12 protein-coding genes are annotated in these 14,751 nt (G+C 73.0%); 8 read left to right on the forward strand and 4 right to left on the reverse strand.

The features are described from left to right. Nucleotides 1-26 precede the first annotated feature (26 nt). On the forward strand, nt 27-815 hold the full coding sequence (locus tag GJQ66_RS09590; protein ID WP_230379508.1) for a hypothetical protein: 789 nt from the start codon (nt 27-29) through the stop codon (nt 813-815). A 3-nt stretch (nt 816-818) separates the two neighbouring features. Here the strand turns inward: GJQ66_RS09590 and GJQ66_RS09595 are convergent, their stop codons facing one another. Continuing rightward, nucleotides 819-1,415, reverse strand: a complete 597-nt coding sequence (locus tag GJQ66_RS09595) for a nucleoside deaminase (RefSeq protein WP_155049120.1) — start codon at nt 1,413-1,415, stop codon at nt 819-821. Nucleotides 1,416-1,451: 36 nt separating this feature from the next. After that, nucleotides 1,452-2,843: an adenylosuccinate lyase gene (gene purB / locus GJQ66_RS09600; RefSeq protein WP_155049122.1), complete on the reverse strand. Its 1,392-nt coding sequence runs from the start codon at nt 2,841-2,843 to the stop codon at nt 1,452-1,454. A 166-nt stretch (nt 2,844-3,009) separates the two neighbouring features. On the opposite strand from purB, the gene GJQ66_RS09605 reads away from it, so the two are divergent. Both GJQ66_RS09605 and GJQ66_RS09610 read left to right on the forward strand, forming a co-directional pair. Beyond that, nucleotides 3,010-3,264, forward strand: a complete 255-nt coding sequence (locus tag GJQ66_RS09605; protein ID WP_155049123.1) for a hypothetical protein — start codon at nt 3,010-3,012, stop codon at nt 3,262-3,264. After that, entirely contained in the window at nt 3,261-4,631 is a 1,371-nt protein-coding gene (locus GJQ66_RS09610; protein WP_155049125.1) for a hypothetical protein, read from the forward strand. Before GJQ66_RS09605 ends, GJQ66_RS09610 begins: the two co-directional genes overlap by 4 nt. On the opposite strand, the gene GJQ66_RS09615 is transcribed toward GJQ66_RS09610, so the two are convergent. After that, nucleotides 4,597-4,995 (reverse strand): phage holin family protein, encoded by a 399-nt coding sequence (locus tag GJQ66_RS09615; RefSeq protein WP_155049126.1) that lies wholly within the window; start codon nt 4,993-4,995, stop codon nt 4,597-4,599. The two genes, GJQ66_RS09610 and GJQ66_RS09615, sit on opposite strands and share 35 nt — an antisense overlap. A 75-nt stretch (nt 4,996-5,070) precedes the next feature. On the opposite strand from GJQ66_RS09615, the gene GJQ66_RS09620 reads away from it, so the two are divergent. Then, on the forward strand, nt 5,071-6,138 hold the full coding sequence (locus GJQ66_RS09620; RefSeq protein ID WP_368732853.1) for a histidinol-phosphate transaminase: 1,068 nt from the start codon (nt 5,071-5,073) through the stop codon (nt 6,136-6,138). Between the two features lie 51 nt (nt 6,139-6,189). Here the strand turns inward: GJQ66_RS09620 and GJQ66_RS09625 are convergent, their stop codons facing one another. Continuing rightward, a complete protein-coding gene (locus GJQ66_RS09625) occupies nt 6,190-7,884 on the reverse strand; it encodes an AMP-binding protein (RefSeq protein WP_155049128.1) in 1,695 nt (564 codons plus the stop codon). 137 nt (nt 7,885-8,021) lie between these two features. On the opposite strand from GJQ66_RS09625, the gene GJQ66_RS09630 reads away from it, so the two are divergent. Genes GJQ66_RS09630 through GJQ66_RS15395 form a run of 4 tightly spaced genes read left to right on the forward strand, consistent with a single transcriptional unit; the run spans nt 8,022 to nt 14,730 of the window. Further along, a complete protein-coding gene (locus GJQ66_RS09630) occupies nt 8,022-9,149 on the forward strand; it encodes a thiamine pyrophosphate-dependent dehydrogenase E1 component subunit alpha (RefSeq protein WP_368732854.1) in 1,128 nt (375 codons plus the stop codon). Next, nucleotides 9,146-10,126 (forward strand): alpha-ketoacid dehydrogenase subunit beta, encoded by a 981-nt coding sequence (locus GJQ66_RS09635; protein WP_155049130.1) that lies wholly within the window; start codon nt 9,146-9,148, stop codon nt 10,124-10,126. The genes GJQ66_RS09630 and GJQ66_RS09635 overlap by 4 nt, the downstream gene beginning before the upstream one ends. Nucleotides 10,127-10,136: 10 nt before the next feature. Further along, nucleotides 10,137-11,450, forward strand: a complete 1,314-nt coding sequence (locus GJQ66_RS09640; protein WP_368732857.1) for a dihydrolipoamide acetyltransferase family protein — start codon at nt 10,137-10,139, stop codon at nt 11,448-11,450. 46 nt (nt 11,451-11,496) lie between these two features. Beyond that, nucleotides 11,497-14,730: a DEAD/DEAH box helicase gene (locus tag GJQ66_RS15395; RefSeq protein ID WP_155049134.1), complete on the forward strand. Its 3,234-nt coding sequence runs from the start codon at nt 11,497-11,499 to the stop codon at nt 14,728-14,730. Nucleotides 14,731-14,751 lie beyond the last annotated feature (21 nt).

Here is a 14,751-nt window from a genome sequence, read left to right on the forward strand (position 1 = left end):
CACAATGGCAGGTGAACGGGGGACGAATGACGAACGGTCAGCAGAACATGGGTGTCTCGCACGAGGTCGATGCCGACACGGCCGTGCCGGGGCGGGAGACCCGCAGCGATGCACCGCCGCTCCGCGTCGACTTCTCGGGCGAGATCCACGTCGTACAGCCGGGGCAGTCCTTCACGATCGGACGCGAGGGCGACCTCGAGGTCGACGACAACCCCTATCTGCACCGCACTTTCCTCGAGCTGGCTTACGCCGAGGGGTTGTGGTGGCTCTCGAACATCGGGTCGCGCCTGTCCGCGACCGTCTCGAGCGCGGGCGGGGCCGTGCAGTCGTGGCTCTCGCCCGGCGCGCGCCTGCCGGTCGTGTTCGAGCACAGCGTCGTCGTGTTCACGGCGGGGCCGACGACGTACGAGGTGGCACTGAACGCCCCCGCGGCGCAGTACGCCGTCTCCAGCCAGGTGCGGGAGTCGATCTCGGGCGAGACGACGGTGATGCCGGTCCGCCTCACGCCGTCGCAGAAGCAGCTCATCGTGGCGCTGGCCGAGCCGATGCTGCGCCGCGAGGGCGTGTCCGTGAGCGACCTCCCGTCGTCCGCGACCGCCGCGAAGCGGCTGGGCTGGTCGATGAGCAAGTTCAACCGGAAGCTCGACAACGTCTGCGACAAGCTCGACCGCATGGGGGTGCAGGGGTTGCGCGGGTCCGCGGGCAAACTCGCGATGAACCGCCGCGCGCGCCTCGTGGAGTACGCGGTCTCGTCCCAGCTCGTCGGCCGCGCCGACCTGCCCCTCCTCGACGCGGGCGACCTCGACGACGATTAGGCCTCAAGCGTGGGGGATCCCCGCGCTGCCCTTGGACGCCTGGTACGTGGCCGAGAGCCCGTCGTACGTGCCCGCGATCCGCGCGATCCGGTCCGTCAGGTCCGCCGGCCCCGCGATGGGGTGGCTCGTGAAGAACGCGTTGTCGCGGTTGTAGAGGTCCCGCCCGGGCGCGGGCTCGGCGCGATCCGGGTCCGGCACGGCGTAGACGGCCTTGAGGATCCGGATGTCGTGGGGGATCGCGAAGGCGTCGGCCGAGTCCTGGTGGCTAAACAGGTAGGCGAATTCCGGAAAGCCCGCCCACGCGATCCCGGACAGGCACAGCGAGCACGGCTCGTGCGTCGCGAGGAACAGGCACTCGGACGGATCCGGGCGCCCCGCCGCGGGCAGCTCGTGGAAGCGCTTGATCGCGTGGATCTCCCCGTGCCACAGCGGGTTCTCGATCTCGTTGTTCGTCTCCGCGACGACGACTGACAGGTCGTCCCGGCGCAGGATCGCGGCGCCGAAGAGCTTGTTGCCGCGCGCGACGCCCGCGCGCGTGAGGGGGACAATGTCCTCCTCGATGACGTCGAGGAGACGGGAACGGGTGGCAGGATTGAGCATGGCCCGATCCTGCCACCCGCGTGTTTCGGGGGCGCGTCAGCCGGCGATCTTCGACTTCACGACGCTCTCCGCCAGGCCCGTGTAGGTCGCCGGCGTCAGCGCGATGAGGCGCTCCTTGGCGGCGTCGACGATGTCCAGCCCGCGCACGAACTCCGCGAGGTCGTCCGCGCCCAGGCGGTGCCCCCGCGTGAGGTCCTTGAGCAGCGCGTAGGGGTCATTGATCTCGGAGCGCCCGGCGACGACCTCGGCGCGGATCACCGTCTGGATTGCCTCCGCGAGCACCTCCCAGTTGCCGTCGAGGTCCGCCAGCAGCACGTCGCGCGCGAGCGAGATCTGGTCGAGGCCGCCCAGCAGGTTCGTCAGCGCGAGGCGCGAGTGCCCGAACGCGACGCCGATGTTGCGCTGCGTCGTCGAGTCGGTGAGGTCGCGCTGCAGGCGCGAGGTGACGAGCGTCTGGCCGAGCGTCTGGAGGAGCCCGCCCGCGATCTCGAGGTTCGCCTCGGCGTTCTCGAACTTGATGGGGTTGATCTTGTGCGGCATGGTCGAGGATCCGGTCGCGCCCGCGACGGGGATCTGCGTGAAGTAGCCGAGCGAGATGTACGTCCAGATGTCCTGCGCGAGGTTGTGCAGGATGGCGCCCGCGTGGCGCACGTGGTCGTAGAGCTCGACCTGCCAGTCGTGCGACTCGATCTGGGTCGTCAGCGGGTTGAAGGTGAGGCCGAGCGGGCCCTCGACGAACTCGCGCGTGAGCTGCGGCCAGGCGACCAGCGGATCCGCGGCGAGGTGCGCGGACCAGGTGCCCGTCGCGCCCGAGAACTTCGCCATGAACTCGGTCGCCTCGATGCGGGCGAGCACGCGCTCGAGTCGCCACACGAAGACGCCGAGCTCCTTGCCCATCGTCGTCGGCGTCGCGGGCTGGCCGTGCGTGCGGGCGAGCATCGGCGCGTCGGCGAGCTCCAGCGAGACGGCGCGGAGCTTCTCGATGACCTCGCGGAACGTCGGCAGCCAGCCGTCCTGCACCGCGCGCTTGACGGTGAGGGCGTAGGCCGTGGAGTTGATGTCCTCGCTCGTGCAGGCGAAGTGCGTCAGCTCGGCGAGGTGGCCGAGGCCGAGGCGCTCGAGGCGGTCGCGCACGAGGTATTCGACGGCCTTGACGTCGTGGCGCGTGACGGCCTCCTTCTCGGCGAGCCAGTCGATCTCCTCCTGCCCGAAGTCGAGGTACGCGAGGCGCAGCTTGTCCTGCGTCTCGACGGGAACCGGATCCGTGCCGAACACGCGGTTGTCGGCGAGGTGGAGCAGCCACTCGACCTCGACCTCGACGCGGGCGCGGTTCAGGCCGGCCTCCGACAGGTAGTCGGGCAGCGTGCCCATCGCGGCGCGGTAGCGGCCGTCGAGGGGGCTGAGCGGCTGCGGGGGAAGGGCGGTCATGGGAAAAGGCACCTCCGGTTCGAGGCGGGCAGTGGAGTTCCCAGCCTATGCGCCGGGGCGGACATCCTGCGGCCCGGCTCGTTCACATCCCCCACGCGGCACGGGTTGTGTGAGGATCCGTCCTCCCCGCGGGCCGGGGCGGGCGGCCGCCGACGAGGCTGGGGGCATGATGACGGGACTCGAGAGGGCCGAGGCGCTGTGGCGGGCGCGGGACGAGCTCGCGGCGGCGGCCGATGAGATGGCGGTCGTGGGCCGCGCGCTGTCCTCGGTCGCGGACGACGCGGGGTGGCGCTCGCGCGCCGGTACGGCCTTCCGCGAGCGCGCCGAGGAGCTGGCGGCCGCGGCGTCGGCGGCGTCGGCGGAGTTCAGGGTCGCGGCCGTGGAGCTGCTCGCGGCGGGGAACCGGGCGGTGCTCGCGTGAGCCTCGAGGTGACCGACGGCGCCGTCGTCGCCGTCGACCCGGCGGAGCTGCGCTTTCTCGCGCACCGCGTGCGCGCGCTGGCCGAGACGGCGCGCGAGGCCGCCGGTTCCGCCGCCCGCGCCGGGGCGCAGGCCGCGATCGCGGGCGGTCCGGGCCTCGCCCGCCCCGACACCGCGCACGCGTGGGCCGCGGAGGCCGAGGTGCTCGCGACGGGGCTCGCGCAGGCCGCCGACGCATACGAGATCGTCGAGCTGCGTACTGCGGTCGCGATGGGCGGATCCGGTGCCGCGGCCGCGAGCCGCGAGCTGTCCGCGCTCGAGGCCGCGAACCCTGTGGCGGCCGCGCAGGCCGACCACCTCTGGGCCGCGTGGCGCGCGCTCGCCGGCGACGCGCTCGTCGAGCACATGTCGGACGCGGGCCCCGCCGGCGTCCGCGCCGCCACGACGCTCCTCGCCGTGCTCGCGGCGGGGCGCGTCGCGCTCGGCATGGGGCGCGGATCCCTCGGCGAGTCGGCGCGGGCCGACCGCCGGCGCCGGGAGGGCGGCGGCCCGCGCGGCCTCGTGCCTATGTCGTTTCGCCGGGGTCCGGGGCGCGCGCCGGCCGGACTCGCCGAGGCCGTCGCGCGCATCCCGAACTCTGAGGGGCTTTTTCGCTTCGACATGAACGAGCGGGTCCTCGTCGAGCGATACGCGATGCCGGACGCGCCGGACCGGTACGCCGTCTACATCGCGGGCTCGAGCGAGATGCCGTGGGACGACACGGATCCGTTCTCCTGGGGCAACAACCTCGGCCTGTACCTGGGCGAGCCGGGCGGGGAGGGGTACGACTTCGTCGTCGCGGCGCTCGAGGAGGCGGGCGCGAAGCCGGGATCCGTCGTCGACACGGTCGGGTTCTCGCAGGGGGCGATGATCGCTCAGCGCCTCGCGACCGACAGCGCGTTCGACGTCCAGCGCGTCACGACGGTCGGATCCCCGCTCCACGTCCCCGTCGGCGACGCGGTCTCGCTGACGATCGCGCACGAGGACGACCCCGTCGCGGCGCTCGCGGACGGCGGATCCCCGGCCGCGCTCGGCGGCGACGGCAGCGCGCTCGTGCGGCGGCCCTTCGCCGAGGAGGACCTCGGCCTCCTCGAGTGGTCGCTCCCCGCGCACCGCGTGAGCGCGTACGCGTCAACGGCGTGGGCCTTCGAGCACTCGGGGGATCCGCGCGCGGGCGACACGGCCGCCTACTACGCGTCGCTGGGGGAGGCGGACCGCGTCGAGCGGTTCATCTTCGTCGCCCCGGAGGACCCGCCGGGCCGGCGCCTGGCCGGGCCGGCCGAGCGGGGCGGCGCTACCGGCGGCGCTTCTGCTGGGGCCGCAGGATGATGCCAAACGCCCAGTTGATGACGCTGAGGAGGATCCCCGCGAGCACGCCCGGCCAGAACGCGCCGACGGCGAGGCCCCAGTCCCAGAAGCCGGTCACCCACGCCGTGATCATGAGGAGCACGCCGTTGAGGAGGAGCGACACGAGCCCGAGGGTGAGGACGAACAGCGGGAAGGCGACGATCTTGATGATCGTGCCGATGATCGAATTGACCAGGCCGAACAGCGCCCCGAGCGCGACGAGCGTCAGGATCAGCTGCAGGTCGCGCCCCGGCGCGAACGGCGTGACCGAGATCTGAAGGAACGGGATCAGCGAGAGCACCCAGATGGCGAACCCGTTGACGATCGAGCGGATGATGAACCCCATGCGGCCAGTGTGACAGGCGAAGCCCGCGCGCGGGCCCGGCGTTTGCCGAACGCGCGCCGTGCGTAGGATCGACGCGTGAGCACCGAGCCCGTCCTGCCCCGCGTCCGCCCCGAGATCGCCGCGCTGCCGCCCTACCGGCAGGGGCGCCCCGCGAGCGCCGACGGATTCAAGCTCTCGAGCAACGAGAACCCCTTCGCGCCGCTGCCCGGCGTCGTTGAGGCCGTGCGCGACGAGGTTGCCCTCAACCGGTACCCGGATGCGACGGCCGGTCAGCTCCGCGCGGCGCTCGCCGTCCGCTACGGCGTCACCGCCGACGACGTGCTCGTGGGCGCGGGAAGCGTCTCGCTCATCGCCGCGTTCCTCCAGGCCGCGGCGGGCCCGGGCGACGAGGTGGTGTACGCCTGGCGCTCCTTCGAGGCATACCCGAGCCTCACGCTCGTGGCGGGCGCGACGAGCGTGCAGATCCCGAACCGGCCGGACGGCCGCCACGACCTCTCGGCGATGGCCGCAGCCGTCACCGACCGCACGCGCTGCATCATGCTCTGCACGCCGAACAACCCGACGGGCCCGATCATCACGCGGGCCGAGTTCGAGGAGTTCGTCGCCGCCGTGCCCGCCGACGTCCTCGTGATCCTCGACGAGGCCTACGCCGAGTTTGTGACGGATCCGGAGGCCGTCGACGGGCTCGGCCAGCGCGTGTTCGCCTCGCACCCGAACGTCGTGGTCCTGCGCACCTTCTCCAAGGCGTACGGGCTGGCGGCCCTGCGCATCGGATACGCGATCGGCGACGCCCGCGTCCTCGATGCCGCGCGCGCGACGCTCATCCCGCTTTCGGTCACGGCGCAGGCGGAGCACGCGGCGCTGGCGAGCCTCGCGCGGGACGCGGAGGTGCGCGTCCGGGTCGCGGAGCTCGTCGAGCGCCGCGACCGGCTCGTGGCCGGCCTCCGCGACGCGGGGTGGGACGTGCCGGACAGCCAGTCGAACTTCGTGTGGCTCCCGACGACGGATCCGGCCGTGGCGACCGCGTTCGAGGACGCGGGCCTCATGGTCCGCCCGTTCCCGGACGGCGTGCGCATCTCGGTCGGCGAGGCCACATCGATCGACCCTCTGATCGCCGTCGCCAAGTCCACAATTCTCCGGTAAGTCTCCCCCGGATCCGGGCGAGACTTACCGGAGAACTGTGGACTTAACGGGCTACGGGCGCGAGCGGAGGCCCGGGAACTGGTCGTCGCGGAACTCGCCCGAGCGGTCGAGGTGCGGATCCTCCTCGCGGGCGCGCAGCTCGACGCGGCGGATCTTGCCCGAGATCGTCTTCGGCAGCTCGAAGAACTCGACGCGGCGCACGCGCAGGTAGGGCGCGAGGTGGGCGCGAGCGTGCGCGAGGATGTTGCGCGCCGTCTCGGCCGTGGGCTCGTGGCCAGGGGCGAGCGCGACGTACGCCTTGGGCACGGCGAGGCGCAGCGGATCCGGCGCCGGCACGACGGCCGCCTCGGACACGGCGGGGTGCGCGATGAGCGCCGACTCGAGCTCGAACGGGCTGATCTTGTAGTCGCTCGCCTTGAACACGTCGTCGGTGCGGCCGACGTAGGTGATGAACCCGTCGGCGTCGCGGGCGGCGACGTCGCCCGTGCGGTAGTAGCCTCCGCGCGTCGCCTCGGCCGTGCGCTCCGCATCGCCCCAGTAGCCGGTCATGAGCGGCAGGACGGGGCGGGACAGGTCGAGGCAGAGCTCGCCCTCGCCGGGGCCCTCGATCCGCTCGCCCGTGACCGTGTCGAGGAGGGCGACGGGGTACCCCGGGAGCGGGCGGCCCATGGAGCCGGGCTTGAGGTCGGAGCCCGGGGTGTTGCCGATCTGCGCGGTCGTCTCGGTCTGCCCGAACCCGTCGCGGATCGTCAGGCCCCACGCGCGCTCGACGCGCTGGATCACCTCGGGGTTCAGCGGCTCTCCGGCCGAGACGAGCTCGCGGAGCCCCGCGGGTCGCTCGCCGAGGTCGGCGTGGATGAGCATGCGCCACACGGTCGGCGGGCCGCAGAACGTCGCGACGTCCCGCGCGCGCAGCTCCTGAAGGAGCTTCGCGGCGTCGAAGCGCTGGTAGTTGTAGACGAAGATCGTCGCCTCCGCGATCCACGGCGCGAAGAAGCTGCTCCAGGCGTGCTTGCCCCAGCCGGGGGAGGAGATGTTGAGGTGCACGTCGCCCGGTCGCACCCCGATCCAGTAGGTGGTCGACAGGTGCCCGACGGGGTACGACACCTGCGAGTGCTCGACGAGCTTCGGGCGGGACGTCGTGCCCGACGTGAAGTACCGCAGGAGCGGGGCGGACGCCGCCGTCCCCGGGTGCGGGCGCGGCGCCCACGCGCGCCCCGCGGCGCCGGCGAGGTCGGTCCAGCCGTCGGCGGTGCCCACGCTGATCCGGATCCAGGAGCCGGGGATCCCCGCGAACAGCCCCGTATCGCGGGCGTTCGCGATGACGCACCGCACGCCGCCGCGCGTGACGCGGTCGGCGAGGTCCTCCGCGCCGATCGCCGTCGTCGTGGGGAGGATGACGGCGCCGAGCTTCATGATCGCGAGCATCGCGACCCACATCTCGACCTGGTTGCCGAGCATGAGCATGACGGGGTCGCCGGCGGCGACGCCGCGCTCGGCCAGCCAGTCCGCGACGACGTCGGACTCGCGCGAGAGCTCCGCGTAGGTGCGGGTGAGCTCGGATCCGTCCTCCTCGACGATGACGAGCGCGGGGCGGTCGTCGGCGATCTGGTCGAACCAGTCGACCGCCCAGTTGAAGGTGGGCCCGACATCGGGCCAGGAGAACTCGGCCGCCGCCCGGGCGTGATCGCCCGACAGGGCGAGGAGCTGGTCGCGCGCGGCGCGGTAAGACTCGGTTGCGCTCATTCCGCGAGCGTATCCGCGGCGCGATGCCCCGCGCGGCATGCCTCGGGTGGGTTCGTGCGGATCCTCCAGCGGATCCGGATATCCATTGTCGGTCGTGCCTTGGCCCCCGGCGGCGCGGGCGGGCCTAGCGTGGAGAGGTGACTTCGGCAGACTCCCCCGTCGTGCGCTTCCTCGACCCCGATGGCTCGTTCGCGCCAACCCCCGACGCCGAGCCGTACCGCGCGGCCGTCGATGCGCTCGACGACCACGCGCTCGAGCAGCTCTACCGCGACATGGCGGTGATCCGGGCGTTCGACCGCCAGGCGACCCTCCTGCAGCGCCAGGGCCAGCTCGCCCTGTGGCCGCCGTCCCTTGGCCAGGAGGCCGCGCAGGTCGGATCCGCGCGCGCGACCCGCCCGCAGGACACGGTCTTCCCGTCGTACCGCGAGCACGCGGTGACGCGGATCCGCGGGGTCGACCCCGTCGACATCCTCGGCCTCATGCGGGGCGTGACGCACGGCGGGTGGGATCCGACGGATCCCGCCAACGGCAACACGCGCCTGTACACGCTCGTGCTCGGCACGCAGACGCTGCACGCCGCGGGGTACGCCATGGGGCTCGCCTTCGACGGCCGCACGGGCACGGGGAATCCCGACACGGACGAGGCGGTCGTCGTCTACTACGGCGACGGCGCCGCGAGCGAGGGCGACGTGCACGAGGCGATGGTGTTCGCCGCGTCCTACCAGGCGCCCCAGCTCTTCTTCCTGCAGAACAACCAGTGGGCCATTTCGGTGCCGGTCTCGACGCAGGCGCGCGCGCCGCTGTCCGACCGCGCGGCCGGGTACGGGATCCCGAGCGCCCGCCTCGACGGGAACGACGTCCTCGCGTCGTATGCCGTCTCGCGCATGTTCCTCGACGAGGCGCGCGCTGGCGGCGGACCGCGGGCGATCGAGGCCGTGACGTACCGAATGGGCGCGCACACGACGAGCGACGACCCGACGAAGTACCGCACCCGCGAGGAGGAGGAATCGTGGGCTCGCCGCGACCCCATCGCCCGCATGCGCGCGTTCCTCACAGCCCGCGGCGCGGGATCCGATTTCTTCGCCGACGTGGACGCGGAGGGCGAGGCGCTCGCCGCGGACGCGAGGACGCGGGTGGCGCAGATGGACGCCCCCCGGCGCGACAGCATGTTCGCGCACGTGTATACGGATCCGCACCCCCTCATGGAGCAGCAGGCGGCCTGGCTCGCCGACTATGAGGCGGCGTTCGAGGGGGGCGAGGCATGAGCCGCGAGACGATGCCGTTCGCGAAGGCGATGAACGCGGGCCTGCGCCGCGCGATGGAGGAGAACGACCGCGTGCTCCTCATGGGCGAGGACATCGGCAAGCTCGGCGGGGTCTTCCGCGTCACGGAGCACCTCCAGCGCGACTTCGGCGAGCGCCGGGTGCTCGACACCCCGCTCGCGGAGGCCGGCATCGTGGGCACGGCCATCGGGCTCGCCATGACGGGGTTCCGACCCGTCATCGAGATCCAGTTCGACGGGTTCGTGTTCCCGGCCTTCGACCAGATCACCACGCAGCTCGCGAAGCTCACGAACCGGCACGAGGGCGCGCTGTCGATGCCGGTCGTCATCCGGATTCCCTACGGCGGGCACATCGGCGCGGTGGAGCACCACCAGGAGAGCCCGGAGGCGTACTTCGCCCACACGGCGGGCCTGCGCGTCGTGAGCCCCTCGACGCCGAACGACGCGTACTGGATGATTCAGGACGCGATCGCCTCGAACGACCCCGTGATCTTCCTGGAGCCGAAGAGCCGGTACTGGCAGAAGGGCGAGGTCGACACGGATCGCCGCGCGGCGCAGCTGCATGCCACCCGCGTCGTGCGCCCGGGCACGGACGTAACGCTCGCGGGTCACGGCGCCATGGTGTCGGTCCTCCTGCAGGCCGCGGCGATCGCCGAGGGGGAGGGCACGAGCTGCGAGGTCGTCGACGTCCGCTCGCTGTCGCCGATCGACTACGACCCGCTCGTCGAGTCGGTGCGCTCGACGGGCCGCATGGTCTGGGCGCAGGAGGCGCCAGGCCACGCGAGCATCGGCGGCGAGATCGCCGCGACGGTCGCCGAGCGCGCGTTCTATTCGCTCGAGGCCCCCGTGATGCGGGTTGCGGGGTTCGATGTGCCGTTCCCGCCTGCCAAACTCGAGGGCACCTACCTGCCCGACGCGGACCGCGTGCTCGAGGCCGTCGACCGCGCGATGTCGTACTGAGACCCGGAGGATCCGCATGGAGACGTTTCACCTTCCCGACGTCGGCGAGGGACTGACCGAGGCCGAGCTCGTCGAGTGGCGGGTCAAGCCGGGCGACGAGATCGCCGTGAACGATGCGATCGCCGACATCGAGACGGCCAAGAGCGTCGTCGAGTTGCCGTCGCCGTTCGCGGGCGTCGTGGGCCGGCTCCTCGTCGCCGAGGGCGACACGGTCGACGTCGGAGCGCCGATCCTCACAGTCGAGCAGGCGGCGACCGCGCAGGCCCCGGCCGCATCCTCCGAGGGCGGAGCGACGCCCGAGGCGCCCGCGGACGCGTCCGACTCCGCGGTCCTCGTGGGGTACGGCAGCGGCGCGGAGGCGAAGACCCGTCGCCGGCCGCGCACGCACGAGAAGACCGTGCGCCAGGCGGTCGGCGTGATCGCCAAGCCGCCGGTGCGCGGCCTCGCGCGCGACCTGGGCGTCGCGCTGAACGAGGTCCAGGGCACGGGGCCGTCGGGCGAGGTCACGCGCGACGACGTCGTGCGGCACGCCGATCAGGCGTCGGTGTTCCGCAACCTCTCGACGCCCGAGTGGCCCGCGGAGCGCGAGCGGCGGATCCCCGCCCCCGCGAAGCCCGCGGATCCGCGCTACGAGGCGGTGCCCGTCAAGGGCGTGCGCAAGGCGACGGCCAACGCCATGGTGGGCTCGGCATACACGGCGCCGCACGTGTCGGTCTGGACCGACGTCGACGCCACCCGCACGATGGAGTTTGTGGCGCGGCTGAAGAAGCAGCCGCAGTTCGCGGACGTACGCATCTCGCCGCTGCTCGTCTTCGCGAAGGCGCTGCTCTGGGCCGTGCAGCGCACCCCCGAGATCAACTCGGCGTGGATCGAGACGGAGGCGGGCGCCGAGATCCAGGTGCGCAACTACGTCAACCTGGGCATCGCCGCCGCGACGCCGCGCGGCCTCCTCGTGCCGAACATCAAGGACGCGCACGACCTGTCGATCCGGGAGCTCGCGGTCGCGCTGCAGGCGCTCACGCAGACGGCGCGCGACGGCAAGACGTCCCCCGAGGATCAGGCGGGCGGCACGATCACGATCACGAACATCGGGGTGTTCGGGATGGACGCGGGCACGCCGATCCTGAACCCGGGCGAAGCCGCGATCGTCGCGATGGGATCCATCCGCCAGAAGCCGTGGGTCGTCGACGGCGAGGTGCGCCCCGCGTGGGTGACGACGGTGTCCGGATCCTTCGACCACCGCATCGTCGACGGCGACAAGATCAGCCGCTTCCTCGCCGACATCGCCGCGGTCCTGGAGGAGCCGGCGCTGCTGCTCGACTGACCCGCCTCACGCCCGGGGTGTCGGTGGCCCCGCATAGGGTGAGCCCGTGCTCGTTCTCACCGCCGCCACCGTCTCCGAGCTCTTCGCGCCGGACGACGTAGCCGCGGGGCGGATGCTGGCGGCCGAGCTGCCGATCCGCGTGACGCGCTGCGAGCTCGGGCGGCGGGTGTCGACGGCCCTGGTGTCGGTCGGATCCCTCGCGGTCGCCGTCGAGGCGGAGGACGACGGCGGCGAGTTCGCGATCGCCTTCTGGTGCCCGCACGACGGGGCCGGGCGGTGCGCGCACGCGGCCGCGGCGCTGATCGTCCTCGCCGAGCGGGAGGATCCGTTCCGCGTCGGCGGGGGTGGGGACGGCGGACACGCCTCGGCGGAGGCCGCGCTCGAGCCCTGGGAGCGCGCCCTGCGCGGCGTCCTCGAGGACCCGCCCGACCCCGAGGGCGAGCGGGGCGAGATCGCCCTGCTCTTCGCGGTGCGCGCCGCGGGCCCCGCCGATCCGCAGGGCGCGGGCGTCGCGATCCGACCGGCCGTGCGCGGGGCCCGCGGGGCGTGGATCCGCACGGGGCTGTCGTGGCGCGACGTCGCGGAGGAGCGCTCGGCCGACCCCCGCCGCGCGGCGCTCGCTGACCTCGAGGCGATGCACGCCTCGCGCGAGAACTTCGCGGCCGTAGGAGAGCGCCTGCGCTCGCGCGGCCACCGCTCCCGGTACGGCGCGGGGTGGGGCGCGCCCGACTGGATCCGGCTCGACGCGCTGCCGGGCGCGGGGCTCTGGCGCGCGCTGAGGGGTGCGCACGCGGCGGGCGTCGAGTTTGTCGCGGACGGGGCGGGGCAGCCGGCCGTGGTGCTCGAAGAGGCGGAGGCGGCCCCGCAGATCGACCTGCGCATGGTCCGCGACCGGCTGTGGGTAGAGGCCGTCGCCGGGCCGGGATCCCCCGCGGGGCGGCCCCTCGTCGTGGGCGCGCCCTCCGTCGCCGTCGCGCGGCGGGGGCCGGGCGGGCAGGTCGCGTCCCTCGCGCGCTTCGCCGAGCCGGCGAGCGCGGAGTTCGACGCGCTGGGCCGGGCGGGTCACCTCTCGATTCCCGCCGACCGCCTCGACGACTTCGCCCGCGACTTCCTGCCGCGCCTGCGGCAGATCGCGCCGACGGTCTCGAGCGACGGATCCTACGAGATCCCCGCGCCGCCGCGCCCGACGCTCGTCGTCGCCGTCCGGCACGCGGATCCGCACGCCCGCGTCTATTGGGAATGGGAGCGCCCGGGCGGGGTGGTCGACCGCGCCCTCGAGCGCGAGATCCTCGCGGACGTCGACCGCGCGGCCGGCGACTTCGCGCGGCTGGTCGCCCGCCAGCGCGCCGACCCGCTCCCGCCCGCGCGCGACCTCGGCCCCGACGAGACGGTCGAGTTCCTCGCCGAGGTGATGCCGGCGCTCCGTCGGCTCGACGACGTGCGCGTCGAGCTGCACGGCGAGGTGCCGACCTACACCTTCGCCACCGAGGATCCGGTCGTCACGATCGGCGGCCACGCGTCGGGTCGGGACTGGTTCGAGCTGAACATCGTCGTGACGATCCAGGGGGAGCCGGTCGCCTCGGGCGACCTCATCCGGGCCCTCGCCCACGGGCGCACGTACTTCACGCTGCTCAGCGGGACGACGTTTCCGCTCCTCGGCGAGAACTTCGCGCGCCTGCGCGACATCCTCGCCGAGGCGCGCGCGCTCGACGACCCGACCTCCGACCGCGTGCGCATTGGGCGCTACCGGGTCGACCTCTGGGACGAGCTCGCCGAGATCGGCATTGTCGCGCGGCAGCAGAGCGCGTGGTTCGACGCCCTCCGACGCCTCCGCGAGAGGGCGTTCGTGCGCCGCGATCCGCCGGCGTCGTTCCGCGGGGTCCTGCGCGACTACCAGCGGGATGGCGTCGCGTGGCTCGATCTCCTCCGGCGTCACCGGCTGGGCGGGATCCTCGCGGACGACATGGGCCTCGGCAAGACCGTGCAGGTGCTTGCGGCGCTGGAGCACGCGCGCATCGACGAGCCGGGCGCCCGCTTCCTCGTCGTCACCCCGACGAGCGTGGTGGGCCACTGGGTGGCGGAGGCCGCACGGTTCGCTCCCGCGCTCGCGCCGGCCGCCCTCACGGAGACGACCCGCAAGCGCGGCACGCCGGTCGCGGAGGCCACGGAGGGCGCGACGCTCGTCGTCACGAGCTACGCGATCCTCCGCCTCGACCAGGAGGAGCTGCAGGCCGCGGGGTTTCGCGTCGTCGTCCTGGACGAGGCGCAGCAGGTGAAGAACCTCGCCTCGCGCGGCCACGCGGCCGCGCGCCTGCTCGGGGCGCCCACGACCTTCGCTGTCACGGGAACGCCGCTCGAAAACGACGTCATGGAGCTCTTCGCGATCTCGGCCCTCGTCGCGCCGGGCCTCTTCGGCACCCGCGCGCACTTCCGGTCGCACTTCCACCACGCGATTTCCCGGGAGGGCGACACGCGCCGCCTCGCCGAGCTGCGCGCGCGGTTGCGCCCCTTCCTCCTGCGGCGCACGAAGGAGGCCGTCGCGCCTGAGCTCCCCGCCAAGACCGAGCAGGTGCTCGAGGTCCCGCTCGCGCCGGAACACCGCCGGGCCTACGAGAAGCGGTTCCGCCGCGAGCAGCAGAAGCTGCTCGGGCTCCTGGAGGACGTCGAGAAGAACCGGATCCAGATCCTCGCGTCGCTCACGACACTGCGGCGGCACGCCCTCGACCCGGCCTTCGCGGGGGTCGAGGGGCCCTCGGCGAAGCTCGACGCCCTCGGCGCGCTCCTCGACGAGGTGGTCGCCGACGGCCACCGGGTACTCGTGTTCAGCCAGTTCACGGAGTTCCTCGGCCGCGCGGCCCAGGTCGCCGACGATCGCGGCATCGGCTACGCCTACCTCGACGGATCCGCGTCGCAGGGGCAGCGCGAGCGCATGATCGAGCGGTTTCACGCGGGCGACCTGCCGGCGTTCTTCATCTCCCTCAAGGCGGGCGGCGTCGGCCTCACCCTTACCGAGGCCGACTATTGCGTGCTCCTGGATCCCTGGTGGAACCCGGCCGCCGAGGCGCAGGCCGTGGACCGCGCGCACCGGATCGGCCAGGAGCGCCCCGTGGTCGTCTATCGCCTCATCTCGGCCGGCACGATCGAGCAGAAGGTGCTCGAGCTCCAGGACCGCAAGCGCCGTCTGTTCGAGGACGTGCTCGGATCCGCCGACGCGCAGGCGGTCGCGGCGCTCGGCCCCGAAGACCTGCGGGCGATCCTCGGCGACGTCCCGCGAGATTGATAACGATTCTCATTCGGCGTA

Source organism: Microbacterium sp. ZXX196 (genome assembly GCF_009709595.1).
Classification (GTDB): Bacteria; Actinomycetota; Actinomycetes; order Actinomycetales; family Microbacteriaceae; genus Microbacterium; species Microbacterium excoecariae.

Coding starts and splice junctions, on each gene's coding strand:
- GJQ66_RS09590 (WP_230379508.1), top strand. CDS start 27: ATGACGAACGGTCAGCAGAACATGGGTGTCTCGCACGAGGTCGATGCC.
- GJQ66_RS09595 (WP_155049120.1), bottom strand. CDS start 1,415: ATGCTCAATCCTGCCACCCGTTCCCGTCTCCTCGACGTCATCGAGGAG.
- purB (WP_155049122.1), bottom strand. CDS start 2,843: ATGACCGCCCTTCCCCCGCAGCCGCTCAGCCCCCTCGACGGCCGCTAC.
- GJQ66_RS09605 (WP_155049123.1), top strand. CDS start 3,010: ATGATGACGGGACTCGAGAGGGCCGAGGCGCTGTGGCGGGCGCGGGAC.
- GJQ66_RS09615 (WP_155049126.1), bottom strand. CDS start 4,995: ATGGGGTTCATCATCCGCTCGATCGTCAACGGGTTCGCCATCTGGGTG.
- GJQ66_RS09625 (WP_155049128.1), bottom strand. CDS start 7,884: ATGAGCGCAACCGAGTCTTACCGCGCCGCGCGCGACCAGCTCCTCGCC.
- GJQ66_RS09635 (WP_155049130.1), top strand. CDS start 9,146: ATGAGCCGCGAGACGATGCCGTTCGCGAAGGCGATGAACGCGGGCCTG.